The sequence below is a fragment of the Streptomyces sp. NPDC047022 genome (assembly GCF_040644155.1).
Classification (GTDB): domain Bacteria; phylum Actinomycetota; class Actinomycetes; order Streptomycetales; family Streptomycetaceae; genus Streptomyces.
Map to the genome: position 1 here is coordinate 146,879 of NZ_JBEYVV010000006.1, position 25,966 is coordinate 172,844.

Consider the following 25,966-nt stretch of genomic DNA (forward strand, 5'->3'; position numbering starts at 1 on the left):
ACCCGAACCAGGGAGATCTGGGATGACAGCCGAATCGTTCCAGGCAGAGGACCAGGACACAGGCCCGGGGCAAGAGCGGACCAGCGGTCTGCTGGACATGCTCAGCGTCGCCGCGGTGGTCCTCGACCCGAACGGGCGCATCGTCTTCTGGAGCCCCCAGGCCGAGGATCTCTTCGGGTACACCCCTGAGGAAGCCCTCGGCGAGTACGCGGCACGCCTGTTCATCCAGCCGGAGCACATGAAGGCGGTGGTGAGCCTGTTCGCCGAGGTGCTGGAGACCGGACGGAGCTGGTCCGGGGCCTTCCCCATCAAGCACAAGGACGGCGACACCCGCCTCATGGAGTTCCGCAACATGCGGCTCCTCAGCGATACCGGGAACGCCTACGCCCTCGGGATCGCGGCCGACCACTCCGCACTCCAGCAGGTGGAGACCAATCTCGCCCTGTGCGAACGGCTGGTCAACCAGTCACCGATCGGCCTGGCCCTCATGGACCCCGAACTGCGCTGCCTTCTGGTCAACCCCGCGCTGGAGCGCATCGACGGCATACCCGCGCAGGAGCACATCGGCCGCCATCTGCGGGAGACCTTCACCTTCCCCGACATCGACACCATCGAGTCCGCCCTTCAGCAGGTGCTGGCCACCGGCACCCCGCTGCTCGACCACTACGCCGTCGGCCGCACCCCCGCCGACCCCGACAACGATCACGCGTGGTCCCTCTCCTTCTACCGCCTGGAAGACCCCGGCGGCCGCGTCCTCGGCGCTGCGACCTCGGTCGTCGATGTCACCGAGCGTCATCGCGTGGCCATCGAGGCCGACCGGGCCCGGCGCCGGCTGGCCCTGATCGCCGACGCCTCCGCCCGCGTCGGCACGACTCTGGAGGTGGACACCACCGCCCGCGAACTGGCCGAGATCGCAACCCCGGTGCTCGCGGACGTGGTCGCCGTGGACGTCCTCGACTCGGCCCTCGCCTGCCGCCGCACCAGCAAGCCGGACACCGGCCCGGAACTCTTCCGGGCCCTCGCCCTCAAGGCATCGCATCCCACGGTCGCCCTCCGCGCCGCCGACCCGCCCGGTGATCTCGCCTCCTACGAAGGAGACCGGCTGGTCACGCTGTGCGTCCACTCCGGGCGACCCGTCCTGGTGCGCCACGTCGCCGACCAGGACCTGCGGCGCATCGCCCGCGATCCCGAGGCGACCACGCTGCTGGCCCGCGCCGGGGTCCACTCCTACCTGGCGGTGCCGCTGATCGCCCATGGCGAGGTGCTCGGAGCGCTCGACCTCAAACGCACCCGCAACCCCGTGGCGTTCGATGAGGACGATGTCGTCCTGGCCAGTGAGCTGGCCGGCCGCGCCGCCGTGGCCATCGACAACGCGCGCTGGTACCAGAGCGTGCGCAACACCGCCCTCACGCTGCAGCGCAGCCTGCTGCCTTCCCACCCGCTGCAGCACACCGGCCTGGAGCTCGCCACCCGTTACCAGCCGGCGCAGACCACGAGCGAGGTCGGCGGCGACTGGTACGACGTCATCCCGCTCGCGGGCGACAAGACCGCACTGGTCGTCGGCGATGTCATGGGCAACGGCATCGACGCCGCCGCCACCATGGGCCGGCTGCGCACCGCGACCTGCGCCTACGCGGACCTCGACCTCGAACCCGACGCGGTACTCCAGCATCTGGACAAGATCACCTGCGATCTGGAGCACTACATCGTCACCTGCGTCTACGCGGTGTACGACCCGCATCAACGCACCTGCCGTATAGCGAACGCGGGCCACATGCCGCCCGCGCTGGCCGGACCCGGTCACGGGCCCACTTTGCTCGATCTGCCTTCCGGCGCCCCGCTCGGCGTGGGCGGTGTCCCGTTCGAGACCACCACCGCCCGCCTGGACCCGGGGGATCTGCTGATCCTCTACACCGACGGCCTCGTGGAGACCCGGCACCACCCCATCGACGACCGCCTCGACCTCCTCCTCAGCCTGCTGGACGAGCCCCGCCGCCCCTTGGAGGAGACCTGCGACCTGCTGCTGTACGGACTGCGCCATCCGGACGACCATGACGACGTGGCCCTGCTCGTAGCCCGCGCCGAGTGAGCAGCCACGGCCGCCCGAACCGCGAGTCCGCCGCCGAGAAGGCGGAGCGCAACCGGTGCGGACTCCGCTATGTCTTGCGCCGCCGGCCCGTCGCCCGCGGGGTGCGCTCGGCTCCCCGGGGAGCGGGGGTCATGTCGTCGGTGCCGAGTACGTCGTCGCCGTACAGGTCGTGCAGCCAGTTGGTCTGGTAGATCGTGTCCAGGTAGCGCTCGCCGAGGTCCGGCGCGATGGCCACAGCGGTGAGGCCGCGTGTCTCGTGCCGGGCAAGCCAGTCCATCGCGCCGCTGACCACCGTTCCGGTCGAGCCGCCGAACAGGAACCCGCGTCTGGCCAGGCGGTGGCAGGCACGGATGGTGTCCGCCTCCTCGACCCTGATCACCTCGTCGACGTAGGACTCGTCGAGCAACGGCGGCCGCATGCTCATGCCCAGCCCCGGAATCATCCGCCGGCCGGGTTCGCCCCCGAAGCTCACCGAGCCCACGCTGTCCACCGCCACGATCTGTACCGGCCGGTGCCACTCTCGGAAGTACCGGGCGCAGCCCATCAGGGTCCCGGTGGTCCCCGCCCCGACGAACAGCACGTCAAGCCGGGGAAACTGACGGGCGATCTCCGGAGCCGTCTTGCGGTAGTGAGCCCGCCAGTTGCCCGGATTGGTGTACTGGCTCAGCCACACATAACGGTCGTCGGAGGCGCACAGCGCGCGGACATAGTCGATCCTGGCGCCGAGGAAGCCGCCGTTGGCGTCCAGGTCCGCGATGATGTGGACCTCGCTGCCCAGCGCCTCCATGAGCAGCCTGGTCGACAGGTTGCACCGGGAGTCCGTCACGCAGATGAACTTGTAGCCCTTGCTCGCTGCGATCATGCTGAGCGCCACGCCAAGATTCCCGGACGAGGACTCGATCAGGATCGAATCCGGCCCGAGGAGCCCGTCCCGCTCAGCGGTCTCCACCATCTCGATCGCGGCCTTCAGCTTGACCGAGCCGGCGAAGTTGAAGCCCTCGCACTTCAGGTAGAGGGAGCGCCCGAAAATCGACTGGAGGTCGACGTAGAGCTGACTTTCGTTGAAGGCTTGAGGGGTGGAGATGACGGGCACGGTGGCCTCCTGTTGCCAGAGCCGACGGTAAGGGCGTCAGCCGTACCGGCGCAGCTCGTGGAAGAAGTGGTCGATGAGGTGGAGGTGTCCGGCCAGGGCGACCTCGTCGTAGACGAATTTGCCGACGGCGAGGTCGAGGACGCCCAGCCCGAACGGAGAGAACACCACTGGCCGGTCGGCCGGCGGGCTCACCCGTCCGGACATGACGTCATCGAGGGTGCCGTTCAGGAAGTCGCGGTTTCCGGTGAGCTGTTCGGCCAGATGCGGGGAGGTGTCGGCCTTGAGGCAGTGCTCGACGTCGTCCACGAAGTTGGCCGAGCGCAGCAGGATCTGCGGTGAGAGGTCGCGCAAGGAGACATGGAGGACCAAGGGGTTGTGGGTGAACCAGTCGGGGTCGGTGACATGGGGCTTTCCGGCGACGGTGGCGAAGACCACCAGGTCGCTGGAGCGGATCAGCGCCTCGGGGCCGTCGTACACGGTGACCCGCCCCGTGCTGCCGGACTGCTCCAGGTAGCTGCAGAATCCGGCGGCGCTGTCCGCGGACACGTCGTGTACGCCGATACGGTCGAACGTCCAGCCGGTGCCGGCCAGGAACGTATGGATGTAGCGGGCGATCAGACCCGTACCGAAGAATCCGACACGGGTGGGGCGCGTTCTGCCGCGGCTCAGCCATTCGGCCGCGAGCGCCGCGGATGCCGCGGTCCTGGTGGCGCTGACGATGGAGCTCTCCAGGCACGCGAACGGGTACCCGGTGTCATGGTCGTTGAGGATGAGGACGGCGGAGGCCCGGGGCAGACCGGCTCCCACGTTGGCGGGGAAGCTGGAGATCCACTTCAGTCCGTCCACCTGGACCGGCCCGCCGATGGACGCAGGCAGCGCGATGATCCGGTCCGCGGGACGGTCGGGGAAGCGCAGGAAGAACGACGGCGGGTTGACCGAGTCGCCCGAGCCGTGCAGCCGGTACGTGGCCTCGACCAGTTCCACGATCTGTTTCTCGCGCCCCTGGAGCGCATGCTGCACCTGGGCGCCGGAGATCACCGCGAAGGTGGGTACCGGAGCCCGGTGCGCGGAGCTGGGCTGGGGCGTGGGGGAGGACGTCGTGGTCATCGCCTGCTCGCCTCCAGGGTCGGGCACGCGTCGGTCAGGGAACGGGGCTCGGCCATGCCGACCACCACCTCCCGCTCTCCGCTGAACGCCTCCCGGCTGTGTGCGGTGCGTACGTTGTCGACCAGCAGCAGATCGCCGGACTGCCAGGGCTCGCGCCGGGTGTGCTCCTCGTAGGTGGCGTTGAGCGTGGCGACGATGTCCTCACCGATCGGGGTGCCGTCTCCGAAACGGGTGTTGAAGGGCAGCCCGTCCGCGCCGTAGATGTCCACCAGGTACTCGCGCACCTCCGGGGCCAGCGTCCACTCGTTGAGGAAGGCGATCTGGTTGAACCAGCAGCGCCGGCCGGTGAGCGGATGCCCCACCACGGCACTGCGGAGCTGGCGGGTGCGCAGCGAGCCGTCGGACTGCCAGTCGAACTCGATGGCGTTGGCGCGGCAGTACTGCTCGATCGCCACGGGGTTCTCCGTGCCGAACGACTCCAGCAGGGACGCCCCGATCTCGTCGTTGTAGCTGCGGGTCAGGAGCCATCCATCACGCTCGAACCGCTCCGTGACCGCCGCCGGCAGTGCCGCCAGCACACGCTGCGAGTCGGCCACCGCGGTCGCCCCGCCCTCGGCGGGCGCGGTCAGGCACGCGAAGAGCATCAGGCCGGGCACCTCCAGCCGGTAGCTCAGCTCGTGGTGCATGCACATCGGCTGGTTGGACGGCCATGTGGCGGAGGAGTACAGCCCCGGGCCCCGGCTCTCGCGGGGCGCGAAAGCCTCTTTCTCGGCCATGAGTTCACCGGCGAGCGCGGTGAAGAGGGATCCGGCCTGAGCGGTGTCCCGCAGTCCCAGACCGCGGACCAGCAGCACGCCGTGCTCGTTGACCTGCGCCCTCAGCGCCTCGCGGTACTCGGCGGCCCAGGCCGACGGGTCGGGCGTATCGACCCGCAGGATCGGGGGCTTGTCCGGCCGCAGCTCCACCTCGAGCAGTGAGGCCAGCGATTGCGAGGACGACATCTGGTTTCCTTTCGATTGCCGTTCAGAGGCCCGAGGAGGTTCAGAGGTTCAGAGGTTCAGGGCGATGCGAGCAGTTCGGCCGCTCCTAGGACCGCTCCCGCCGCTTCGGCGGGCCGGGTGCGCGGGAAGTAGTGGCCGCCGTCGGCGAGTTCACACAGATCCACGTGGTCGGCCAGGAGCAGCCAGTCCCGGTACCGATCGCGGAATCCGGAGGTGAGCGGGTCATCGGCGGCGATGACGACGGTGACCGGCACCGGCAGTCTCACCGGCGGCGGATCGTCCAGCAGGTCGGCGAAGCAGCGATGGGCGGACACGCAGTCATGCCGGTAGGCGGCGCCGATGTGCTCGGCGTGCGGCGCGTTCAGCTCCCCCAGCTCGGTGTAGCCGCTGTCCGCGGTCAGCTCGGCGGCGATCTCCCCGTTGCTCCGCACCGTCAGCGCGGTGACGGCGGCACGCCGGTCGTCGGCGGAGCCCAGCAGCTGCGCGCCCAGGAACACCCTGGGGACCTCCACCCCGCGCTCCAGAAGCCGTCTCGCGGTCTCCATGGCGGGGGCGGCGCCCGAGGAGTGTCCCCACAGCATGACTCTCGTCAGTCCGCGCCCGGTGATCTCGTCGACGACCCGCTCCACCACCTCCGCCATCGGCGCGAACGGTTCGCCCTGGGCGGCGAGGTCGTGACCGGGCAGGTCGACCGCGAACACCGCGGGACCGCGGCCCGCGAGGGCGGTGGCCATCGGCCGGTAGTTGACCGCGTTGCCGCCCGCGTAGGGGAAGCACACCAGGGCGTACTCCGGCACGCCGCCGTCCGTCCGGGACAGCGGCTGCAGCAGCTCCGTGTGCTGCCCGGCCGTGCCGTCGAGGAGGGCCGCGAGATCGGCGAGCACCGGGTGCCGGGTGATGTCCTTGAGGGACACCGCCCGATTCAGTGCGATGGTGAGCTTGACCGCCGTGAGCGAGGTGCCCCCGGAGTCGAAGAAGTGGTCGCTCCGGCCGATGTGGTGCTCGGGAACGCCGAGCAGCTCGGCCCAGACGGCCGCGAGCCTTCGCTCGCCCGGGCTGCGCGGCGCCCGGTCTTCCTGCCCGGCGTCTCCGTTCCCAGGCGTGAGCGCGCCCTGCTCGGCCAGCGCCGTCAGGGCCTTTCTGTCGATCTTGCCGTTCGCGGTCAGCGGCAGGCCCTCCAGCCAGTGGAAGGCCGAGGGGACCATATAGGCGGGCAGTGCGGTGCCCAGGGCCTGCCGCAGCACCTCCACCTCCTGGGGCCTGCCGGAACAGAAGGCGACCAGATGCTTGGTGTGGCCCGCCCGCTCGGCGACGACCACGGCACCGTCGCGCACGCCGGGAACCCGCAACAGGGTGTTCTCGATCTCCCCGATCTCGATACGGAACCCGCGGATCTTGACCTGGTTGTCCCGGCGGCCGAGGAACTCCAGCCCCCCGCCCGGATGCCAGCGGCCCCAGTCGCCCCCCAGGTAGAGCCGCTCACCCGGCCGGTACGGATCCTCCAGGTAGGCCGCGCGGGTCCGCTCGGGGTCGTTCACATAGCCGCGCCCCACGCACACCCCGGCGAACGCGATCACCCCCGGGGCGCCCAGCGGCACCAGCGAGAGCCGCTCGTCCACGACGTAGACGCGTACGTTGTTGACGGCCCGGCCGAGCAGCACCCGGTCGCCCTCCGGCAGCCGGTCCATGACCTCGTGATTGGTGTCGTCGGACGTCTCGGTCAGCCCGTACGCGTTGACCAGCCTGATCCCCGGCCGGATCGCGAACCAGCGCTGGATCAGCTCCCGCTTCAGCGCCTCTCCGGTCACCGACACACACCTCAGATCGGGCAGGTCGCGGGGGTGGCGTTCCAGATACGAGACCACGACCTCCAGATAGGAGGGCACGACCTGCACCACGGTGGCCCGGCCCCGGACCACCGTGTCGAGGAAGCGGTCCACGTCCATCACGGCTTCCTGATCGACCAGCAGGGTCCGGCCGCCGACCAGCAGCGCGGCCAGCAACTGCCACAGCGAGATGTCGAAGCACTGCGGGGCCGTCTGCGCGACCACCTGTCCCTCACCGACCCCCAGATCGTCGATCTTGGCGAAGAGATGGTTGAGCATGCCCGCGTGTTCGCACATCGCGCCCTTGGGCTCGCCTGTGGAGCCCGAGGTGAAGTAGATGTACGCGAGCCGGTCCGGAGTGATCTCCACGCCGACGTCGGTGTCCGCGTGCCCCTCCGCGTACGCCGTCCCGACCGGCAGCTTCTCGACGCCCTCGAGCGTCCCCAGGGCCTCGTCGAGGGTGTGGGTGCTGCCGGGCTCGGTCAGCACCAGCCGGCACCCGGCGCGCGTGAGCGTCGCGGCGATACGGCCGGCCGGGAAGTGCGGCTCGATCGGGAGGTAGACGCCGCCGGCCTTGAACACCGCCAGCACCGAGGCCAGCCAGTCCAGATCGCGTTCGGTGACGACCGCCACCACGTCCTCGCGGCCCAGCCCACGAGCCAGGAGCGCGCGTGCCAGCCGGTTGGCCCGCTTGTTGAGTTCCTCGTACGTCAAGGAGCGGTCGCCGTGCACGGCCGCCACGGCCCCCGGATGCTCGCGCACCCGCTGTTCGAACAGCTCGTGTGCGCGCGCCTCGGGCAGCTCCCGGTGCGGTCCCGCGAGCCCTTCGAGCTGGTACCGCACCTCTTCGGCGGAGAGCAGGCTCGCGTGGGTGTGCTCGGCGTCCGAGTCCGCCGCGATCGCCGCGAGGGCGGCGAGATGGTAGCCGCCGATCCGTGCCGTGGCCTCGGAGTCCAGCACCTGCGTACGGCACCGCAGCCGCACCGTCAGCCGGCCGTCACGGTCGCACCAGTCGACACACAGCGCCGCGTCGTCGACCAGCCCGGACTCGCTCCCGGCCGGGTCGAACACGACCTCGTACGACGGCCCGGCCACTCCCAGCTCCCGCCGCAGGTCGTCCACCGGGAACTCCCGGTGCCGGAGCAGGTCCGCCTCGACACCGTGAGCGCTCCTGACCAGTGCGCGCCACGATCCGGGGGCGACGGTGAAACGGCAGGGCAGCGGCCCGCGCCGCGTCCCGGTGGCGTAGCCCGTCACCACGTCCCGCTCACCCGAAAGCGCCGCGAGCACCTTGGCGTGAGCTGCCAGCAGCACCGCGCTCAGCGGCACCCCCAGCTCCCGCGCCAGCCCACGGACCGTCCCGGCGACGTCCTGAGGCACCGTCGCCTCGTACTCGGCGACGCCCGACACCGGCTCCCGGACCCACCGGGGAACCGCGGTCAGTCCTCCGGCTTCGAGTACGGCGGTCCAGAACTCCCGGTCCGTCTCAGCGTGCGCTTCCATCGATGACCTTCCTCAGTGCGCCCGCGGCGCGGCATCGTCGGCGGAGGACGGGGGAGCGGGGGCCGCCGGGCCCAGAACGAGGGCGGGCGCGGTGGCTTCGGGCATCGGCGCGGCGGGGTTGCCTCCCCAGTGCTCGTGCGAGGGGACTTCCTCGCCCTTCATCAGGAAGGAGTCCGGTGCCAGCACGGCGCCGTCGCCCATCGTCACGCCGTAGTGCACAACCGCTCCCACGCCGAGGGTGCAGCCCGCACCGAGTGTGATGTGGTCGGACTTGAACGTGCCGTCCTCCTGCGAGTGGCACTGGATCTTGGTCCCGGCGTTGATCGTGCAGTCGTCCCCGATGGCGGTGAGGGTCCGCTCCGTCACCCGGAGGCCGTCGTCGAACACCCTGTGGCCGATGCGCACACCGAGCAGCCGCCAGACCACGTTCTTGAACGGGGTGCCGTTGAACATGCTCAGGAAGTTGACCGGCACCTTCCACAGTCGCTCGTGCCACCAGAAGTACGGGTCGTAGATCGAGCACAGCCGGGGCTGCAGCGGACGGAACCGTGCGATGCACCGTTCGGTCAGGATGAAGTAGACCGTGGTGAAGCTCAGGGCGATCGCCAGGTATCCGGCGATCACCAGATGTCCGACGGTGCCGTACAGGTCGATCGAGGCGAGCGAGATCGTCGCGAGGCCGAAGGCGTGCAGCCACCGCAGAATCAGCCAGAAGACGATGCTGCGCAGGTTGTAGCGGTTCTTGGCACGCAGATGGAGGCGCAGTTCGTCACCGGTCCTGAGATGGTCGAACCGCTTGTCGCGCTCCACGGTCCGCGGAATCTCGAAAGGGGGTGATCCGAGCAGCCCGACCCCGCTGCGGATCTCGCCGTCGAGGGGAATCATCACCTTGGTCGCCAGAAGGCAGTTGTCACCCGTCCTGCCACCGGCGGGATAGGCGATGTTGTTGCCGACGAAATTGTGCGGGCCGATCGTGGCCCGGGACACCTTGAAGGACGTGCTCGAATAGTCGGCGTTCATCATGGAGAGCCCGTCGGCGACCATCGTCCCCCTGCCGATCGTGGTCAGGAACGGCGACTCGTGCTTCATTTCCGTGCCGAAGTTCGACCCGGTCTGCTCCACCCGTGTCAGGTCGTATCCCAGGCCGCCCAGATAGTGGACGACAAAGGAACTGTCGCCGAAGAGCCAGGCGTAGAACTTGATGTTCGTCATGATGACGATCGCCCGGTGCGCGGCGTAGCGGAATCCATAGAGCGGATAGACCCTGTCGGGCCTGACCGCCAGACTCAGCAGGCGTGGCAGCGTGTACAGGGCGACAAGGCCCAGGACACCGACGCCGAAGAACACCACGAGCGACATCTCCACCGCGTCGAGCAGGAGCGCAGGCGGCGTCATCGTGCCCGCGTCCGGGTCGAGCCGGTCGTCCAGCGACGGAATGGCGTTGATCACCATGTAGACACCGCCGACGGTCAGCGGCAGGAACAGCAGGAACAGCTGGACCAGGGAGGAGACGCTGAAGCACGCCCGACGCAGTGTGCCGCACCGGGCCGGGGCGACCCGCAGGTAGTCGATCTGTGTGGGCTCCGCCGGGCAGCCGTGGTGGTGCTCCGCGTCGGGGATCGACTGCCCCCGGTACAGTGCGGACGCGTGCCCGAGCTGGCCCTTGTCACCCACCGATGTGTCGATGTCGAGCACGGTCATCTCGCCGATGAGCGCATCGCGGCCGATGGTGACCCGGCCGGTCTGGATACGGCCGGCGTGCGCCCGGTAGCAGAGGAAGAACGATTCTTTTCGGATCACCGTGCCCGGGCCGATCGTGAGCAGATCGGTGCAGACCGGTACATGGTGGGAGAGGATCGTGACGCCCTTGCCGATCCGGGCGCCGAGTGCCCGCAGGTAGAGCACATACAGCGGAGTTCCGACGAACAGAATCATCGGATTGGCGTGCAGAAGCACCTTGACGATCCAGAAACGCAGGTAGGCCGGACTCCAGACCTGGAACTCGCGTGGCTTCCAGCGCCCGATGAGGAGCCATTTGGCAACGACGGGCAGCGCGCACACAGCGATGAATCCGGCGCCGCCGAAGGACACGGAGCGCAGATAGATCTCCACGAACCCGTCGCCGTCGGACACCCAGTCGTAGCCCTGGGCGGCGACCACTCCGACAAGGAACGAGTACCCCAGGAAGACCATGAGCTGCATCGTTCCGCACATGACGTAGTCCACGGTGTTCGCCGTGTGTTCCCGCGTCGGCGCCGGCTCCTGGACCTGCTGAACCAGGGCCTGGGACCGTGTCGTCACCCGCATGGCACCCGCCATCTCGGCGGTCGGGGGCGCCGGCGCTGTCGCATTGTCGACGGGTGCGGGTGCGGGTGCGGGTGCGGGTGCGGGTGCGGGTGCGGCGTCCGCGAGGGCCGTGGCCAGGCTCTGGACCGTCGGATTCCGGTAGATGTCCTTCATCGAGGGGGACGGCAGATCCGGCCGCTTCCTCAGCCGTGCGCAGAACTGAGCCATGACCAGCGAATTCGCGCCGAGGTCGTTGAAGAAGTGGCTGTCGGCCCCGACCTGTTCGGCGGAGACCAGGTCGGCCAGTACTTCGGCGAGTTTTCGCTCGGTGTCTGTCGTCGTCATGCCGGTACTGCTGGGCTTGACGGTCGCGGGTTCTTGGGGCCCGGACGCCAGGACCTCGGCAGACTTCTCCACCATTCGAGCTCCTCGAAGACATTTCGACAACCCTCGGCCAGTGGCCTGTCCAGGGCCCTCGCGCCCGGACGCGACCGGGCGCGAGGAATCCAGAACCAACGAGGTCGTTCGCTCTGATGTGATCACGAAACCACGCGTTTCAGTTTTATTCGACCACCGTCAGGTTGCCACTCGGGCCGGTTGGCGACGCCGGGTCAGTGGCGCTCACCGGCCGGTATTCCACCGTTCCTGCTTCGTTAGAGTGAGCAACAATTCACCCTTGTGGAGGTTCACTCTGGAGGCTTAGGTGAGATTGCCCGGCCCTGGGCCACCGGTGAGGGCCCTCGGCGTTTCCGAAGGGCGAATCCGGGTCCACCTCGCTTCGATACCGGAGTTCCAGGGCGTATCGGAAGGTGGTTATTACATCTTATTCTACAGGCGGTTGGGCTCTTGTGTGAGGCCGCCGATCACTCGTGCGTGGCGGCTCCCCTGCGCGGGTTGCGGCACCTGCTGTACCGGCGTTCCCTGGAGGTATCCGGCGGTGGAGACCGTGCGACCGGGCGCGCCGAGCAGGCCGTCGGGACCCCTTCGTCGTGCCGCCCCGGGTCGCGTGCCGCCGGTCGCCGCCGTCATCGAGCCTTCCGCGCGGAGGTGGCGCAGGTGAAAGCCGTCGTTTACGAGAAACCCTTCAGCGTGACCGTCAGGGACGTCGACGACCCCCGTATCCAGCATCCGAACGACGTCCTCGTCCGCGTCACATCGACCGCGATCTGCGGCTCGGACCTTCATATGTACGAGGGCCGGACGGCGGCCGAGCCGGGCATCGTCTTCGGGCACGAGAACCTGGGAATCGTCGAGGAGGCCGGCTCCGGCGTCGCATCCCTGGCCGAGGGCGACCGCGTCGTGATGCCCTTCAATGTCGCCTGCGGCTTCTGCAAGAACTGCCTTGCCGGGGAGACGGGGTTCTGCCTGACGGTCAATCCCGGCTTCGCGGGAGGAGCGTACGGCTATGTGGCCATGGGGCCGTACAAGGGCGGCCAGGCTGAGCTGCTCAGGGTGCCGTTCGCCGATTTCAACTGCCTGAAGCTGCCTCCGGGCGAGCAGCACGAGGCCGACTTCGTCCTCCTCGCCGACATCTTCCCGACCGGATACCACGGATGTGAACTCGCCCAGGTGTCGCCCGGTGAGAGCGTCGCCGTCTACGGCGCGGGGCCGGTGGGACTGATGGCCGCCTACTCCGCGCTGCTGCGTGGCGCCTCGATGGTGTTCTGCGTCGACCGGGTGCCCGAGCGGCTCGCCAAGGCCGGGCAGATCGGGGCGATTCCCGTCGACTTCACCGAGGACGATCCGGCCGTGCAGATCAAGCGGCAGACGAAGGGAGAGGGAACGGACAAGGGCGTGGACGCCGTCGGATACCAGGCTCAGGCACACGACGCCCGGCACGAGGAGCCCGGTGTGGTCCTCAACGCGCTCGTGGAAACCGTGCGGCCGACCGGCAGGCTGGGTGTCCCCGGCCTGTATGTGCCCTCCGACCCGGGTGCGCCCGATGAGCACGCCAAACGCGGCCGGCTGCTCGTCTCCATCGGCAAGATGTTCGAGAAGGGCCAGAAGATGGGCACGGGGCAGTGCAACGTCAAGCGGTACAACCGCCAGCTTCGCGACCTCATCATCGCCGGGCGCGCCGAGCCCAGCTTCGTCGTCTCCCATGAGCTGCCGCTGGACCAGGCGCCTGAGGCGTACGAGATGTTCGACAAACGGATCGAGGGCTGCACCAAGGTGGTGCTGCACCCCGGGCACGCACTGGCGGCGTAGGAGCGCAACGGGTAAGGGCGAGGGTCGGTCCGGGCGCGCGGGCGCCCGGACCGGTGCGTGGACATACCGGGGAGGAGCCGGTCACGCGCCGTCCGCCGGGAGCGGAGGTTCGAGTTCGAACCAGCTCGTCTTGCCGGTCGGCGTATGGAAGCTGCCCCAGGCCGCGCTGAGCAGTTCCAGGAGCTCCACACCGCGTCCGCTCTCGGCGTCCTCGGCGCAGACGACGCGGCGGACGGGGTGGGAGTCGTTGGTGTCCTCGACCTCGCAGCGCAGCCGGGAGCCGGAGGCCCGGAGGTTCAGGCGGACGGGGCCGGGCGCGTGGCGCAGCGCGTTGGTGACGAGTTCGCTGACCAGGAGCTCGGCGGTGTCCGCAAGGTCGCCGTCCAGCTCCCACGCGGCGAGCTGGGCGGTCACCAGCCGCCGGGCATGCCCGACCGAGACCGGTTCGCTCACCAGGGGCCACGAGGCTTCCTGTCCGGTGGCACGCGCGGCCGGAGCACTGAGCGGGCGCACCGGCTCCATGGTGCGCGCCCACATCATGGCGCACCGCCGCCACCAGGAGGGCGAGCCGCTCGCGGACGGCCCACCGGCGGAGGGTGTCGCCTTGCCGTCGTGGGACACGGACGGCCACCGGTCGTCGGGTATCGCGTTGAGGGCGTGGGCGGACATTCGGATCAGCTCATTTCGCGCTGTCAATGGTGCGGCCGTTCGGCCGTTCTTGTAGCGGGCGCTACATGAACACATATACATGTAGCACGTGCTACGGTAAAAAGACAATAAAACCGAATGAACTGCGACAAAACGGGCGAAGGATCCGGTCCTGACCGGTCTCGCCCCTCGTCTCCACGAACACCCTCCGGAGTGCCCATGCCGCGTCCACCCGACCCCGCCAAGCGGCTCGAACTGCTGGACCGCGTCCGCGAGTATGTGGTCCGCAACGGGCTGGCCGGCCTCTCCCTGCGTCCGATGGCCCGGGCGCTGGGGACCAGTGACCGCATGCTGCTGTACTACTTCGGCACCAAGGAGCGTCTGGTCGCCGAGGCTCTCGCCCTGGACGAGCAGCGCCCGCTGTTCCGCTTCGAATCCCTCCTCGCCCGGCTCGCTCCCGTCCATGACGCGGCTGCTCTGCGGCGCTTCGTGGAAGAGGTGTGGCGGCAGCTCGGCCAGCCGGACCGCCGTGCCATGCTGCCCCTCTACTTCGAACTGATGGCCGTCAGCCTGATGGACCCCGACCGGTACGGTCCCCTCTTCCGCAATCTGCTCGCCGAGTGGAGCGGTCTGTTCACGCCCCTCTTCCTGGGGCTGGGCATGTCCGAGGAGGAGGCCCGGGACGAGGCCACCCTCCTGGTCGGCTCCGCCTTCGGACTGCTGTTCGCTCCCCTGGCCGATGGGGAGTGGCGGCGGGCCGACACGGCGTTCCGCCTGCTCCTCGACCGGTTCGAACCCCGCTGGCGTGCGTGCGGCGGCGCGGGTACGTAGACCGGCGCACGGGCACGGAGGGCCGGAGAGCCTCGCCTTGCGGCGGCTGCCGCGGGGAAGGAGGCTGCTTGACGAGGAAGGTGACGAAGGGAGTCCTTCGATGACCCAGCAACCGCACACCGCACCACTCGACCGCCCGGTGGTCGGCTCATATCCGACCTACGAGGGAGCCCAGCGTGCCGTCGACTTCCTCTCCGACAGCAAGTTCCCGGTGGAGCACACCGCGATCATCGGCACGGACCTGCGCATGGTGGAGACGGTGCTGGGCCGCCTCACCCGCGGCCGGGCCGCCCTTGCCGGTGCCGGCTCGGGCGCCTGGTTCGGGCTGCTCATCGGCCTGCTGCTGTCGCTGTTCGCGGCGGGCAACCATCATGTGATCGTGCTGATGCTCAGCGGTCTGTTCTACGGCGCGATCTTCGGTGCCCTCTTCGGATTCGCCGGCCACGCCTTCACCCGGGGCCGCCACGACTTCGCCTCCCGCAGCCAGATCGTCGCCGCGCGCTACGACGTCGTCGCCGAGTCCGAGGTCGCGGAAGAGGCGAAGAACATGCTCATCAAACTCGGCTGGCGCGAGGGCTGAACCGCGAAGGCTGAACCGCGAAGGCTGAACCGCGAAGGCTGAACCGCTCGCGCTGAAACCACGTCTACCAGTGCGGAGCCCGGTGCGTCACCGACGGGCGGCAGGGCCGCAGGCCCGCATTCGTCTTCACCGGTTGCTGGTCGGGTGCGCCGATCTCGCCGGTGAACACCCCGCGGCGCACCACGACCAGCGCGGCGTCGTCGTCGAAGGTGCTCCGGCAGAACATGCCGAGGTCGTCGCGGACCCGGTCGATGAGTCCCCCCGGGGTGTCCGTGTCCTTCCAGCCGGGGAGGCGGTCGGCGAGGGGATAGAACCGGTCGTCGGCGTCACGCGCCTCGGTGACACCGTCCGTATAGAGCACCAGCATGTCGCCGGGTTCGAACGCGTACGTGTCCACGGACCCGCGCGGAGCCTGCGGCAGGCACATGCCGAGCGGAGTCGCGTACTGCCCCGGTGCCAGCACCGTGACCTGCCCTCCGCGCAGCCGGAACGGCGGCGGATGGCCGCAGTTGAGGATCCGTACCACGGGTTCGTCGTCCGGGACGTCGATCAGGACCGCGGTGACGAAGGACTCGTCCGCTTCGGGTCCGTTCCTGGCCGGCTGCGCCAGGCTCCAGCACACCGTCGCGTCGAGCTCCGCCCGTAGCGCGGGGAGCGTCGGCTCCCGGTGCGCCGCGCTGCGGAACCCGCCGAGCACGAGCGCCGCGTCCTCGATGGCGGGCAGGCCCTTGCCGCGGACGTCGCCCATGAGCAGGCGGGTCCCGCGTTCGGTGCGCACGGCGGCGTACAGGTCACCGCCGATCCGCGCATGGTCCGTGGCGGCCCGGTAGGCGCTGGCGATACGCAGCGTCCCCATCCGCTCGGGCAGTGGCTGCAGCACGACCTGCTGCGCGGCCTCGGCCACGGACCGCACCTGTCGCAGCTCGGCGCTGTGCCGTTCCCGCAGCCGACAGAAGATCACAGTGAAGGCGCAGATCAGGATCAGGGCGATGAGCTGGCTCTCGTGGTTGGAGGTGAAGATGCTGTTTCGGATCACCGAGATCGCTACGAGCGCCCCGACGGCGAGGGCCCCGATGAGCGCGGTGAGCCGGGAGCCGCCGAACGATGCGGTGAGCGCGGGCGCGACCACGAGCAGGGGCCCCAGGTGCGTGCTCTGGGGCGACAGGATGTCCGCGATCGTGATCGCGACGATCAGGGCGATCGGGATCACCACGAGGGTTCGGCTCGACTGCCAGGACCAAGCGCCACCGTCGTGGGGCTGAAGGAGCATACTTCAATGTATACCCCGACTTATCCGCCGACGGGGGCTCCTGGCCGGTGAAAATGCTGGTCAGGGCCTTTTGCGGCGTGACTGGGGGACACCTGCCGGTGGCACGCCGCGCGAGCTCTCCTCACCTCGACGAGGCGGGCGGGTCGAGCAGTCCGCTCCGCCGCAGGACGGCGTACCCGATGCCGATGCCCACCGCCAGGGGCCACTCCAGCGCGCCGAACACCGCCAGCGCGCCGAGCCCGGCGTACAGGGGCAGACCGTCCTTGGCGGGCAGTGCACGACGCGCGGCGGTCACGGGGACCGCGGCGGCGCTCAGCGCCCTGGAGGCCATCTCGGCCAGCGGCGGGACGGCGACGGCGATCGCGCGCCCACCGGAGCCTGCGGCCGGAGACTTGTCGGTCCTTTTCGCTGTTCTCGTCGCGACGGGAGACCTGTCGGTCCTCTTCGACGTCCTCGTTGCGACGGGAGACCTGTCGGTCCTCTTCGACGTCCTCGTCGCCACAGGAGACTTCTCGGTCTTCTTCGGCGTTCTCGCGGCGGCCGGAGCGGAGGCGGGCCGCCGCCGTTGCGTCGTCCCTTGCGTCGTCTTCGCACCGGAGGCGTGACGCGGCGCCCTCTTGGTCCTGGTCCGCGGGGCGGGGCGTTTTTCGGCGGTCTTCGGCGTTGTCACGGTTCACATCCGTTCGTGGGTCCGGGACTTGGCCCCCCGACTCGGTGCCATGGCACGCACCACACGCCGTGCCCCGGCATCAGCCACAAGCTACCCGCGGGTCCGGAGGCCTGCGAGCCAGGAAGCCGTTCGGCTCAGCACGCCGGGCAGGTGCCTTCGGGCCGGGTCATGATGATCGCGACAAACCGGGGTACAGGCCCGCGTGGAAAGGTGGCATGCGGATGTCGCTGCTGTCCGGGGTGCGGCTGCCGCTGGCCGACCAAGTGGCCGCCGGGGTCCGCGGGGCCGTGGACATCGCTGCCACGGTGCTCGGGATGGAGCGCCGGGATGTGTGGTCGCGCCCAGGGCGCTCCCATATCGAGGTCCGGGGCGTACGCGGCCCGCACGGACTCTCGCTCAGCGGCCTCGTGGAGCAGGCGCTCGAGGAGCATCCCGGAGTGCTGTGGGCGCGGGTCAACGGCCCGGCCGAGCGGGTCGTCGTGGAACTCACCTCCCCGCCGCCGCCCCAGCAGGAGCTGATCCGGATCATCGCCCATGCGGAGGCTCACGGCGCCCACTCCGGCCGGACGTCCGGCGCTCCCGACCGCTGGTGCCCGGAGCCGCACCATCCGTCCGAGGGACTGGGCAAGCGGCCCACCCTCCCGGTGCTGGCCGCGGACATCGCCGGGCTGCTGCTCACCGTGGGTACCCGGCTGTCGCCGTGGACACCGCTGCCGTCCGAGGTGGGCGCCCTGGCAGCGGCCGTCCAGCACCATCCCTGGCTGCGCAAGGCGGTGCTGTCGGCCCTGGCCGTCGAGGAGGACCAAGGCCCGCTGGTCCCCGTACTCAACGCGATCCTCCAGGGCATCGCCACGCGCGGCGGCGGCCTGGTGCTCGACGTCGCGCAGCGCGTCGCGCAGTGGCGGGAGGCCAACGCGGCCCTCGACGCATGGGTGCGGGCGGAACCCCGGCTGGTGCTGGGTCCCCAGGACGCGCACGCCGAGCCGATCGTGGTGGAACGGCCGAAGGCTCACGAAGACGTCATCAGCCGCTACGCCGGACGGGCGATGGGCGCAGGTGCCGCCGTCGGAGCCCTGGCCGCGCCCTACGCGGGGCCACGGCGGGCGCTCGCGGTGGCACTGGCGAGCATGCCCAAGGCACCCGAGGCGGGTCGCGAAGGCTTCGCCACCAGCCTCGGGCGGTTCCTCGCCCTGCGCGGCGTCGTGGCCATGGACCGCAGCGCACTGCGCCGACTGGGCCAGGTGAACACCGTGCTCCTGGATGTGGACGTACTGCGCAGCGGACGCCACGAACTGACCGAGCTGACCCTGCTCGGCGGCGCCGGGTCCGAGCAGGTCTCCGACCGGCTCTTCACCCTGTTCGACCCGGCCGCGCCGTCCCGCGTCCACCGTGACGACGACGGTTGGGCGCTCGGCCCGCTGGCGGAACTGCGGGTGACGGGCCGTACCGGACGGCGGGAAGCGGACCGGCTGCGGTTCCGGGGCAGCGAGATGGTCCTGGGCCTGGCCTTCCGGCGCCGGCTGGTGGCCGTGGCGGGGGTGGCGACGCAGACGCTGCCGGGCGCACAGGCGCTGGCCGCAGCCGCCCGCCGCTCCGGGATCCGCGTGATCCTCGCCAGCGACCAGCCGTATCCCGAACTCGGCTTCGTGGACGCGATGGTGCCCACGGGAGGCCACCTGGTGGCGTCGGTGCGCGCGCTCCAGGCGGAGGGCTCGGTGGTGCTCCTGGTGTCGGGCAACCGCCGGGCGCTCGGGGCCTCCGACTGCGGCATCGGCGTCCACCGCGAGGGCGAGCCGCCGGCCTGGGGAGCCCATCTGCTGGTCGGCACCGACCTGGACGCGGTCGGGCTGATCCTCACCGGCGTCGGAGTGGCCCGCCAGGTCGACCGCGACAGCGCGGTGCTCGCCGCGAGCGGCAGCGGCATCGGCGCGGTCGCGGCCATGCGGGCACCCTCCGGGGAGGCCTGCTCGCGCGGGCAGACGGCCTGCAACACGGCCGGCGGTATCGCCTTCTGCTTGGGAATGTGGCGCGCCCACCAGCTGTGCTCCCGTCCTCTCACCCCCTCCGTGGAGACCGTCCCCTGGCATCTGATGCCGCCCGCGCGCGTACTCGAACGACTTCGCACGAGCGGCGACGGGCTCCTGGCGCAGGAGGCCGTGGCCCGGGCCAAGACAGCCCCGGAGACGGGCACGTCACCGCGCACGACCCTGCCCTCGGCGTTCGTGGAGGAGCTGGCCAACCCGCTGACACCGGTTCTCGCCGGAGGCGCGGCCCTGGCCGCCGCCGTGGGATCCAAGGCGGACGCCGCGCTCGTCGCCTGCATCACCGCGACCTCCGCCCTGGTCGGAGGCGTCCAGCGCGTACGGACCGAGCGCGCCCTCGCCGCACTGACCGCCCGCTCCGCTGTCGGGGCCCGGGTACGGCGAGGGGGCGCCGACCAGCTGGTCACCGCGGAAGAACTGGTGCCGGGCGACATCATCCTGCTCCGCCCCGAGGACGTCGTACCCGCCGACTGCCGACTGCTGGAAGCCGAAGGCCTGGAGGTGGACGAGTCGTCACTGACCGGCGAGTCGCTGCCCGTGGCGAAGGACCCCGCACCGGTGGTCGCCTCGCAGCTCACCGAGCGCCGCTCCATGCTCTACGAAGGGACCACGGTCTCCGCCGGACAAGCCCTCGCCGTCGTCGTGGCGACCGGGACGGCCACCGAGGTCGGGCGCACCATGGCCACCGCGCGGGAGGCGGCACCCGTCACCGGAGTCGAGGAACGCCTGTCGGCGCTGACCAAGGCCAGTCTCCCGGTGGCGACGGCCTCCGCGGCGGCCGTGGCCGGGGCGGGGCTGCTGCACGGCCGTCCGCTCGCCCAGAGCCTGGCCTCGGCGGTCAACCTGGCCGTCGCCTCGGTCCCCGAGGGACTGCCGTTCCTCGTCAACGCGGCCCAACTGGCCTCCGCACGGCGGCTGGCCGAGCACGGGGCGCTGGTACGCAACCCGCGCACCATCGAGGCGCTGGGCCGGGCAGATGTGCTGTGCTTCGACAAGACCGGCACCCTCACGGAGGGCAATCTCCAGCTCGCCTCCGTCAGCGACGGCGCCGGCACGCTCCCGATGGGCAGGCTCGGCGCAGGGCACAAGGAGGTTCTGGCCGGGGCCCTGCGCGCCACACCCGCCGCCCGCCAGTCCGAGCCGATGGCCCACCAGACCGACCGCGCGGTGGACGCGGGCGCGCGCAGGGCACGCGTCTCGGTCGGCCGGGGCGCTCCCCGCTGGCGGCGCATCGACATGCTGCCCTTCGACCCCTCCCGTGCCTACCACGCCACCACGGGCCGCACCGGGAACACCACCCTGCTCAGCGTCAAGGGCGCCCCGGAGACCGTACTCGCCCGCTGCCGGCGCAGGCGCCTGAACGGCACCGAGAGCGCACTCGACGCCGCGGGCCGCAACGCGCTCACCAAGGTCACCGAGAAGCTGGCCGGCGCGGGGCGGCGTGTCCTCGCGGTGGCCGAGCGGGTCATGGGGCCGGGCGAGGAACTGACCGACGACACGGTTCGGGACCTGGTCTTCGTCGGCTTCGTCGTACTCGCCGACCCCGTACGTCCCGGGGCGGCACCCGCCACCGCGCGGCTGCGCGCCGCCGGAGTGCACACCGTCCTGCTGACCGGGGACCACGCCGCCACCGCCGAGGCCATCGCGGCCTCCGTCACCGGCGAGCGGGACCACACGGTGGTCACCGGGCCCGATCTGGACGAGCTCGACGACGTCTCACTCGACGGGCTGCTGCCGAAGGTGGATGTGATCGCCCGGTGCACCCCGCGCCACAAGGTCCGTATCGTCCAGGCATTCCAGCGTCTGGGCCGGGTGGTGGCGATGACCGGGGACGGCGCCAACGACGCTCCCGCCATCCGCCTCGCCGACGTCGGTATCGCCCTCGGGCGACGGGGCACCCCCGCCGCCACCGCCGCGGCCGATGTCGTCATCGGTGACGACCGTCTGGAGACGATCGTCACCGCCCTGACCGAGGGCCGGGCGATGTGGACCTCCGTCAGGACGGCGCTCGCCATCCTGATCGGCGGCAATCTCGGCGAGGTCACCTTCAGCGTGCTGGCCTCGGCGCTGGCGGGCAGTTCTCCGCTGAGCGCCCGTCAGATCATGCTGGTCAACCTGCTCACCGACCTGGCCCCGGCCCTGTCGATCGCCGTACGCACCCCGGCCGAGAGCACCGGGGAACAGCTCCTCGAAGAGGGCCCTCAGCACTCGCTGGGCACCGCCCTGACGCAGGAGATGCTGCAACGCGGGCTGACCACCGCCCTCGGCGCGGGGCTGGCCTGGACGGCCGCCCGCTTCACGGGCACCCAGCGCAGGGCCGCCACGGTGGCGCTGGTCGCGGTGGTCGGCACCCAGCTCGCGCAGACGCTGATCAGCGGTGGCGCGGACCGGCAGGTGCTGGCCGCCACCATCGGTTCGGCCGCTTTGCTCACGGGAATCATCCAGACTCCCGGAGTCAGTCAGTTCTTCGGGTCCACTCCGCTGGGGCCCCTAGCCTGGGGCACCGCACTGGCGGCCATCGCCACCGCCATGCTGCTGCACCCGGCGCTCAGGCCGCTCGCGAGCCGCCTGGCCGGCGCGGACTGGCTGCCCACCGCCGACGAGGACGACGGTGAGCCCGGCGAGGACGGGGAGCACGCGCCGCTGTCATCGGCCGCCGCAGCACTCGCCGCGATCCCGGTCGGCTGGCTGAACGGGGCGCTCACGCGTCTCGGTCTGTTCGTGCCCGGGCTCGGGCTGCCGAATCACCCGTGAGGGGAACGCGTGGCGGGAAGCCGCAATGGGAACCGTGGCGGGAAGCCGCAACGGGAACCCTGCCGGAAACCCGCTGAGGGAACACGCGGCGGGCGGACCGGCCGTCGGCCCCGCGTCACAGCCAGCCATTGCGCTTGAAACCCCGGTAGATGACGAAGCAGGCGGCGGCGATGACGGCGAGGGCGAGCGGATAGCCGTAGCGCCAGTGCAGCTCCGGCATGTGGTCGAAGTTCATGCCGTACACACCGCACACCATCGTGGGTACGGCCACGATCGCCGCCCACGCGGTGATCTTGCGGGCATCCTCGTTCTGCGCCACGGCCACCTGCGCGAGGTGGGCCTGCAGAATGGAGTCCAGCAGCGAGTCGAACGCGGTGACCTGTTCGGTGACCCGGCTGAGGTGGTCGGCGACGTCCCGGAAGTACGCCTGGATCTCCCGGTCGACGAAGCGCATCGGCTCGGTGGCGAGCCGCGACAGCGGGCGGGCGAGGGGCACCACGGCCCGCTTGAGTTCGAGCAGCTCCCGCTTGAGCTGGTAGATACGGCCGGCGTCGGCGCTCCCCGGACTCTGCGGGGAGAACACCTCGGTCTCGACCTGGTCGATGTCGTCCTGGACGGCGTCGGCGACGGTCACATAGTCGTCGACGACGTGGTCGGCGATGGCGTGCAGCACCGCGGACGGTCCCTTGGCCAGCTGGCCGGGGTCGGACTCCAGGCCCTCGCGCAGCGGGCCGAGTGAACCGTGGCGGCCGTGGCGGACCGTGACCACGAAGTCGGGGCCGGCGAAGACCATGATCTCGCCGGTGTTGACCACCTCGCTGGTGGCGGTGAGCTCGGAGTGCTCGACGTACGTGACCGTCTTGAAGACGGCGAACAGGACCTCCCCGTACTGCTCGACCTTGGGGCGCTGGTGGGCGTGCACCGCGTCCTCGACCGCCAGCGGATGCAGACCGAACAGCTTGGCGACCCCCGCGAACTCGTCGTCGGTCGGTTCGTGCAGGCCCAGCCACACGAACCCGTTCCTCCTGCGAACCTGGCGGACGGCCTCCTCGACGGAGCCGACGGCGGGCTGGCGGACACCGTCGCGGTAGACGACGCAGTTGACGACCGTGGAGCCGAGTGGGGAACGGGCGGGGTGACTGAGGTCCACGCGGTGGCCGCGCCGCGTCAGCCGGGCGACTTTGCGCAGATTGCCGACCATCGACATGCGTGACTCTCCTTCGCCGGACAGCAGGACCCGGGCAGTGTCCCAGGTGGGGGTAAGACGGGCATCAGCGCCCGTGGCCTGCGGGAGCGCCGCCGTTCACTCCCCGGCCCCGCGGCGCGGGCGGCGGGCCGGGCCGACCGTGTACAGATCGAGGACGGCGGGCGGTCCCGCGAGGCCCGGGCCGCCGTCCCTGACCCATGCGGTGATGTCGTCACAGGCGTCGGGGTCGTTGACCAGGCCGAGCCAGACCGGGCGTCCACCGGCCCGCCGCCCGGTCGCGGAGGGCTGGATGACGATCACATTCGCCTGTTCGCAGATGTCCAGGCACTCGGAGGCCCGCACCCGTGCCACATCCGACAACGACGCACGCAGACCGCCGAGTTGACCGGCATGGTCAACGCCCGGGATCTTCGGTGTGCCGCAGCAGCAGCCCCTGCACACGGTGACGGTGCACCGGTCCGACGGCAACAGCGTGTCCGTGGCGCGCACATGACGCGTGGTCGGGGTGGAAGGCAAAGACAAGAGGGACCCTTCGCCAGAGCAGGAAGTACCGGTCCGGCCACGATACAGACGCCTGCGAGGCGTCATGGATCACCGGGGCGCCTCTTCCTCCTTCACACCTTCGGGGGAGTTTTCGGAGGAGTTCCAGCGAGCGCTGTCATATGCCGAAAAAGGATGACATGGGTATCGCTCACTCACTGCGCGGCCGCCTGGTGCGGGGGCGTGCCGTGCACACCCGGTTCCGTTTCGAGGGCTGGATCGCGGGGATCGGCACGTCGTCGGGCACCCGGGTCGTGGTGGGGCGCTGGGCGCGCTCGCCGTTCGGGCCGTTCAGCGACGTGATGCTCGAACGCCGGGACGGCCACCGTGTTCTTCTGGCGCCATCCGGGCGGACGGCGGACTTCATCGCCGGTACCTACGCCTTCGACGAAGTACGTGTGATGCCGGTCACGGTGAGGGTCACCGGAAGGGACTGGACGGTGGTGACCCCGTCACTCGGCCTGTGGCTCACCACCGGCCGCAGGGGCCCGGTGGGACTCCTCCTCAGGGCCGTGCCGGGGCCGCTCGCCGCTCACCCCGCCTGGGCCGCGCTGGTGGACCGCCCGGCCCGGATGCTGCTGGGGGCGGGGACCCATGGGAGTGCCGGGGCCGGCCGGTACGAGTGGTACGGGGCCAGGGATCTGCACCCCGTGACCTCCTGCGGCGCCGTCTACGAGGGCGAGAACCTCGGCCGGCTCGCACCGGTCGAACCTCCCGTCAGGTTCGGGTTCGGCTCCACTCCACGGACGCCCTGCGTGGTGTGCGTCACGACCACGGTCTCCCTCGGCGCCGGACCCCGGGGCGATGTCCGCCCCTGACGGCGGCTACCGTTCCGCTGTGCAATCGATCCGGCTCGCCCCATGTGAGCTGAAGGAGGACGATCTGGATGGTTGGTCACCCGGTGAGCGTTCTGTCGGCTGGGCAGCCTGCTGAACCGACCACGGGGCGTCTGCTGTCGTCCTGGCAATGGGACGTGCCCGCACTGCTGTTGGTGCTCGTCCTCGCCGCGCTCTACGGCTGGGGTGTCGTACGGCTGCGCAGGCGCGGCGCCTCCTGGCCGCTCGCCCGTCTCGCCGCCTTCGTGCTCCTCGGACTGGGTGCGCTGACCGTGGCCACGATGTCCGCGCTGGCCGTGTACGACCATGTGCTGTTCTGGCCGGCCGCCGTGCAGAACATCCTGCTCGACCTGGTCGCACCCCTGGGCCTGGCCCTCGGGGACCCCCTGCGGCTCGCCGTGGAGGCGCTGCCGGAGGCCTCCGCGCAGAAGGGGCGGCGCGCAATGACCGGCAAAGTGGTGCGAATTCTGACATTTCCGCTCGTCAGTACGGCCCTGGTCCTCGCCACCGAGCTGACCGTGTACTTCACGCCGTACTTCGCCACCGCCTTGCGCGTGGGCTGGCTGCACGAGTTGATGTATCTGCACCTGCTGACGGCCGGATGCCTGTTCGTCGTGCCGATGCTCACGCACGAACAGACGCTGCCCTCCTGGTGCACCCACCCGGTACGGGCGGCTCTCGTCTTCGTGGACGGCATCGTCGACGCGGTCCCGGGCGTCGTGGTGATGACGCACGGCACGCTGATCGCGGGCGCCTGGTATCTGCACCACGCGCCGTCCTGGGCGCCGGACGTCCAGCACGACCAGCAGATCGGCGGCGGTGCGATGCTCAGCATCGCCGAACTGGTCGCGCTGCCCTTCCTCCTGGCGATCCTGGTGCAATGGGCGCGCGCCGAACGCGCTCAGGCGGCCGTCCTCGACCGCCGGCTCGACAGGGAACTCGCTCCCGCCGCCGTGCCGGCCATGGAGGGCGGCCGGACCGAGTCTCCCGAACTCGTCCGTCCCTGGTGGGAGACCGAACAGAACGAGGTCGCCGCCAGGATCCGCCGCCAGCGCGAAGACGACTGACGCCGTCCTGGGCCCACGGCCAGGGCCGACCGCCGTCGCCCTGGCCGTGAGCGGCGGTCCGCCTACGCGTTCTTGGGCGCCGCCTGCTGCACCACGTCGAAGGACCACAGGGTCGAACCGCTCGCCGCCGGACGCGGACGCTCGCCGCCCTCCGCGTCACCGCCCTGGTGCGCCGCCTTCATGGGCCCTTCCAGCCAGGCCTGGAACGATGCCTCGTCGCGCCAGCGCGTGTAGACCAGATAGTCGTCGGTGCCCTCGACGGGCCGGAGGAGCTCGAACCACTCGAACCCGTCCGAGTTCTCCACGGCGTGGGCACGGGAGGCGAAGCGCTTCTCCAGCGTCTCCCGCTGTTCGGCGGAGACCTTCAGTACGTTGATCTTGACTACGCTCATGGCCTCATCCTGCCGC

General features: G+C 70.5%; 19 protein-coding genes. 8 read left to right on the forward strand and 11 right to left on the reverse strand.

What is annotated here, in order from left to right; translation table 11 throughout:
* Positions 1-22: 22 nt before the first annotated feature.
* Positions 23-2,089, forward strand: coding sequence for a SpoIIE family protein phosphatase (locus ABZ845_RS09950; protein WP_360975570.1), 2,067 nt, complete (start codon positions 23-25; stop codon positions 2,087-2,089).
* A gap of 67 nt (positions 2,090-2,156) precedes the next feature.
* Here ABZ845_RS09950 and sbnA read toward each other — a convergent pair whose 3' ends face one another.
* From sbnA to ABZ845_RS09975, 5 genes are read right to left on the reverse strand one after another with little or no spacing between them, the layout of a single operon-like run.
* Positions 2,157-3,182 (reverse strand): 2,3-diaminopropionate biosynthesis protein SbnA, encoded by a 1,026-nt coding sequence (gene sbnA / locus ABZ845_RS09955; protein WP_360975573.1) that lies wholly within the window; start codon positions 3,180-3,182, stop codon positions 2,157-2,159.
* Positions 3,183-3,218: 36 nt separating this feature from the next.
* The gene (sbnB, locus tag ABZ845_RS09960; RefSeq protein ID WP_360975576.1) at positions 3,219-4,289 is read right to left on the reverse strand and encodes a 2,3-diaminopropionate biosynthesis protein SbnB; all 1,071 of its coding nucleotides are present in this window, start codon (positions 4,287-4,289) and stop codon (positions 3,219-3,221) included.
* Entirely contained in the window at positions 4,286-5,290 is a 1,005-nt protein-coding gene (locus ABZ845_RS09965) for a TauD/TfdA family dioxygenase (protein WP_360975579.1), read from the reverse strand. Before ABZ845_RS09965 ends, sbnB begins: the two co-directional genes overlap by 4 nt.
* A 56-nt stretch (positions 5,291-5,346) precedes the next feature.
* Positions 5,347-8,619 carry an amino acid adenylation domain-containing protein gene (locus ABZ845_RS09970; protein WP_360975582.1) on the reverse strand — a complete coding sequence of 1,091 codons (3,273 nt, stop codon included), beginning with the start codon at positions 8,617-8,619 and terminating at the stop codon, positions 5,347-5,349.
* 12 nt (positions 8,620-8,631) lie between these two features.
* A complete protein-coding gene (locus ABZ845_RS09975) occupies positions 8,632-11,325 on the reverse strand; it encodes a Pls/PosA family non-ribosomal peptide synthetase (protein ID WP_360975585.1) in 2,694 nt (897 codons plus the stop codon).
* Positions 11,326-11,961: 636 nt separating this feature from the next.
* On the opposite strand from ABZ845_RS09975, the gene ABZ845_RS09980 reads away from it, so the two are divergent.
* Entirely contained in the window at positions 11,962-13,113 is a 1,152-nt protein-coding gene (locus ABZ845_RS09980) for a glutathione-independent formaldehyde dehydrogenase (RefSeq protein ID WP_360975588.1), read from the forward strand.
* A gap of 81 nt (positions 13,114-13,194) precedes the next feature.
* Here ABZ845_RS09980 and ABZ845_RS09985 read toward each other — a convergent pair whose 3' ends face one another.
* Entirely contained in the window at positions 13,195-13,782 is a 588-nt protein-coding gene (locus tag ABZ845_RS09985) for an ATP-binding protein (RefSeq protein WP_360975591.1), read from the reverse strand.
* Positions 13,783-13,980: 198 nt separating this feature from the next.
* On the opposite strand from ABZ845_RS09985, the gene ABZ845_RS09990 reads away from it, so the two are divergent.
* The gene (locus ABZ845_RS09990) at positions 13,981-14,592 is read left to right on the forward strand and encodes a TetR/AcrR family transcriptional regulator (protein WP_360975594.1); all 612 of its coding nucleotides are present in this window, start codon (positions 13,981-13,983) and stop codon (positions 14,590-14,592) included.
* Positions 14,593-14,692: 100 nt separating this feature from the next.
* Positions 14,693-15,172 (forward strand): general stress protein, encoded by a 480-nt coding sequence (locus ABZ845_RS09995; protein WP_360975597.1) that lies wholly within the window; start codon positions 14,693-14,695, stop codon positions 15,170-15,172.
* A gap of 64 nt (positions 15,173-15,236) precedes the next feature.
* On the opposite strand, the gene ABZ845_RS10000 is transcribed toward ABZ845_RS09995, so the two are convergent.
* Complete coding sequence (locus tag ABZ845_RS10000) at positions 15,237-16,442, reverse strand: PP2C family protein-serine/threonine phosphatase (protein ID WP_360975600.1); 1,206 nt, start codon at positions 16,440-16,442, stop codon at positions 15,237-15,239.
* 121 nt (positions 16,443-16,563) lie between these two features.
* On the reverse strand, positions 16,564-16,773 hold the full coding sequence (locus ABZ845_RS10005; protein ID WP_360975603.1) for a hypothetical protein: 210 nt from the start codon (positions 16,771-16,773) through the stop codon (positions 16,564-16,566).
* Positions 16,774-16,834: 61 nt separating this feature from the next.
* Between ABZ845_RS10005 and ABZ845_RS10010 the strand changes: the two genes are divergently transcribed.
* Positions 16,835-17,047, forward strand: a complete 213-nt coding sequence (locus ABZ845_RS10010) for a hypothetical protein (RefSeq protein ID WP_360975606.1) — start codon at positions 16,835-16,837, stop codon at positions 17,045-17,047.
* 286 nt (positions 17,048-17,333) lie between these two features.
* Positions 17,334-21,908, forward strand: coding sequence for a cation-translocating P-type ATPase (locus tag ABZ845_RS10015; protein WP_360975609.1), 4,575 nt, complete (start codon positions 17,334-17,336; stop codon positions 21,906-21,908).
* A gap of 115 nt (positions 21,909-22,023) precedes the next feature.
* On the opposite strand, the gene ABZ845_RS10020 is transcribed toward ABZ845_RS10015, so the two are convergent.
* Both ABZ845_RS10020 and ABZ845_RS10025 read right to left on the reverse strand, forming a co-directional pair.
* On the reverse strand, positions 22,024-23,115 hold the full coding sequence (locus tag ABZ845_RS10020; RefSeq protein ID WP_360975612.1) for a magnesium and cobalt transport protein CorA: 1,092 nt from the start codon (positions 23,113-23,115) through the stop codon (positions 22,024-22,026).
* Between the two features lie 96 nt (positions 23,116-23,211).
* Positions 23,212-23,604 (reverse strand): (2Fe-2S) ferredoxin domain-containing protein, encoded by a 393-nt coding sequence (locus ABZ845_RS10025; protein ID WP_360975615.1) that lies wholly within the window; start codon positions 23,602-23,604, stop codon positions 23,212-23,214.
* Between the two features lie 191 nt (positions 23,605-23,795).
* On the opposite strand from ABZ845_RS10025, the gene ABZ845_RS10030 reads away from it, so the two are divergent.
* Together ABZ845_RS10030 and ABZ845_RS10035 are read left to right on the forward strand one after the other, a co-directional pair.
* Complete coding sequence (locus ABZ845_RS10030; RefSeq protein WP_360975618.1) at positions 23,796-24,473, forward strand: hypothetical protein; 678 nt, start codon at positions 23,796-23,798, stop codon at positions 24,471-24,473.
* Between the two features lie 68 nt (positions 24,474-24,541).
* The gene (locus ABZ845_RS10035; protein ID WP_360975621.1) at positions 24,542-25,558 is read left to right on the forward strand and encodes a cytochrome c oxidase assembly protein; all 1,017 of its coding nucleotides are present in this window, start codon (positions 24,542-24,544) and stop codon (positions 25,556-25,558) included.
* 62 nt (positions 25,559-25,620) lie between these two features.
* Here ABZ845_RS10035 and ABZ845_RS10040 read toward each other — a convergent pair whose 3' ends face one another.
* On the reverse strand, positions 25,621-25,950 hold the full coding sequence (locus tag ABZ845_RS10040; protein WP_360975624.1) for an antibiotic biosynthesis monooxygenase: 330 nt from the start codon (positions 25,948-25,950) through the stop codon (positions 25,621-25,623).
* Positions 25,951-25,966: the final 16 nt, after the last annotated feature.

Bases quoted from the DNA above. Each gene is read 5' to 3' on its own strand.
- ABZ845_RS10035 (WP_360975621.1), top strand. From the start codon at position 24,542: ATGGTTGGTCACCCGGTGAGCGTTCTGTCGGCTGGGCAGCCTGCTGAA.
- ABZ845_RS10030 (WP_360975618.1), top strand. From the start codon at position 23,796: ATGGGTATCGCTCACTCACTGCGCGGCCGCCTGGTGCGGGGGCGTGCC.
- ABZ845_RS09970 (WP_360975582.1), bottom strand. From the start codon at position 8,619: ATGGAAGCGCACGCTGAGACGGACCGGGAGTTCTGGACCGCCGTACTC.
- ABZ845_RS09975 (WP_360975585.1), bottom strand. From the start codon at position 11,325: ATGGTGGAGAAGTCTGCCGAGGTCCTGGCGTCCGGGCCCCAAGAACCC.
- ABZ845_RS09965 (WP_360975579.1), bottom strand. From the start codon at position 5,290: ATGTCGTCCTCGCAATCGCTGGCCTCACTGCTCGAGGTGGAGCTGCGG.
- ABZ845_RS10020 (WP_360975612.1), bottom strand. From the start codon at position 23,115: ATGTCGATGGTCGGCAATCTGCGCAAAGTCGCCCGGCTGACGCGGCGC.
- ABZ845_RS10000 (WP_360975600.1), bottom strand. From the start codon at position 16,442: ATGCTCCTTCAGCCCCACGACGGTGGCGCTTGGTCCTGGCAGTCGAGC.
- ABZ845_RS10015 (WP_360975609.1), top strand. From the start codon at position 17,334: ATGTCGCTGCTGTCCGGGGTGCGGCTGCCGCTGGCCGACCAAGTGGCC.
- ABZ845_RS10040 (WP_360975624.1), bottom strand. From the start codon at position 25,950: ATGAGCGTAGTCAAGATCAACGTACTGAAGGTCTCCGCCGAACAGCGG.
- ABZ845_RS09950 (WP_360975570.1), top strand. From the start codon at position 23: ATGACAGCCGAATCGTTCCAGGCAGAGGACCAGGACACAGGCCCGGGG.
- ABZ845_RS09985 (WP_360975591.1), bottom strand. From the start codon at position 13,782: ATGTCCGCCCACGCCCTCAACGCGATACCCGACGACCGGTGGCCGTCC.
- ABZ845_RS09995 (WP_360975597.1), top strand. From the start codon at position 14,693: ATGACCCAGCAACCGCACACCGCACCACTCGACCGCCCGGTGGTCGGC.
- sbnB (WP_360975576.1), bottom strand. From the start codon at position 4,289: ATGACCACGACGTCCTCCCCCACGCCCCAGCCCAGCTCCGCGCACCGG.
- ABZ845_RS10005 (WP_360975603.1), bottom strand. From the start codon at position 16,773: ATGGCCTCCAGGGCGCTGAGCGCCGCCGCGGTCCCCGTGACCGCCGCG.
- ABZ845_RS09990 (WP_360975594.1), top strand. From the start codon at position 13,981: ATGCCGCGTCCACCCGACCCCGCCAAGCGGCTCGAACTGCTGGACCGC.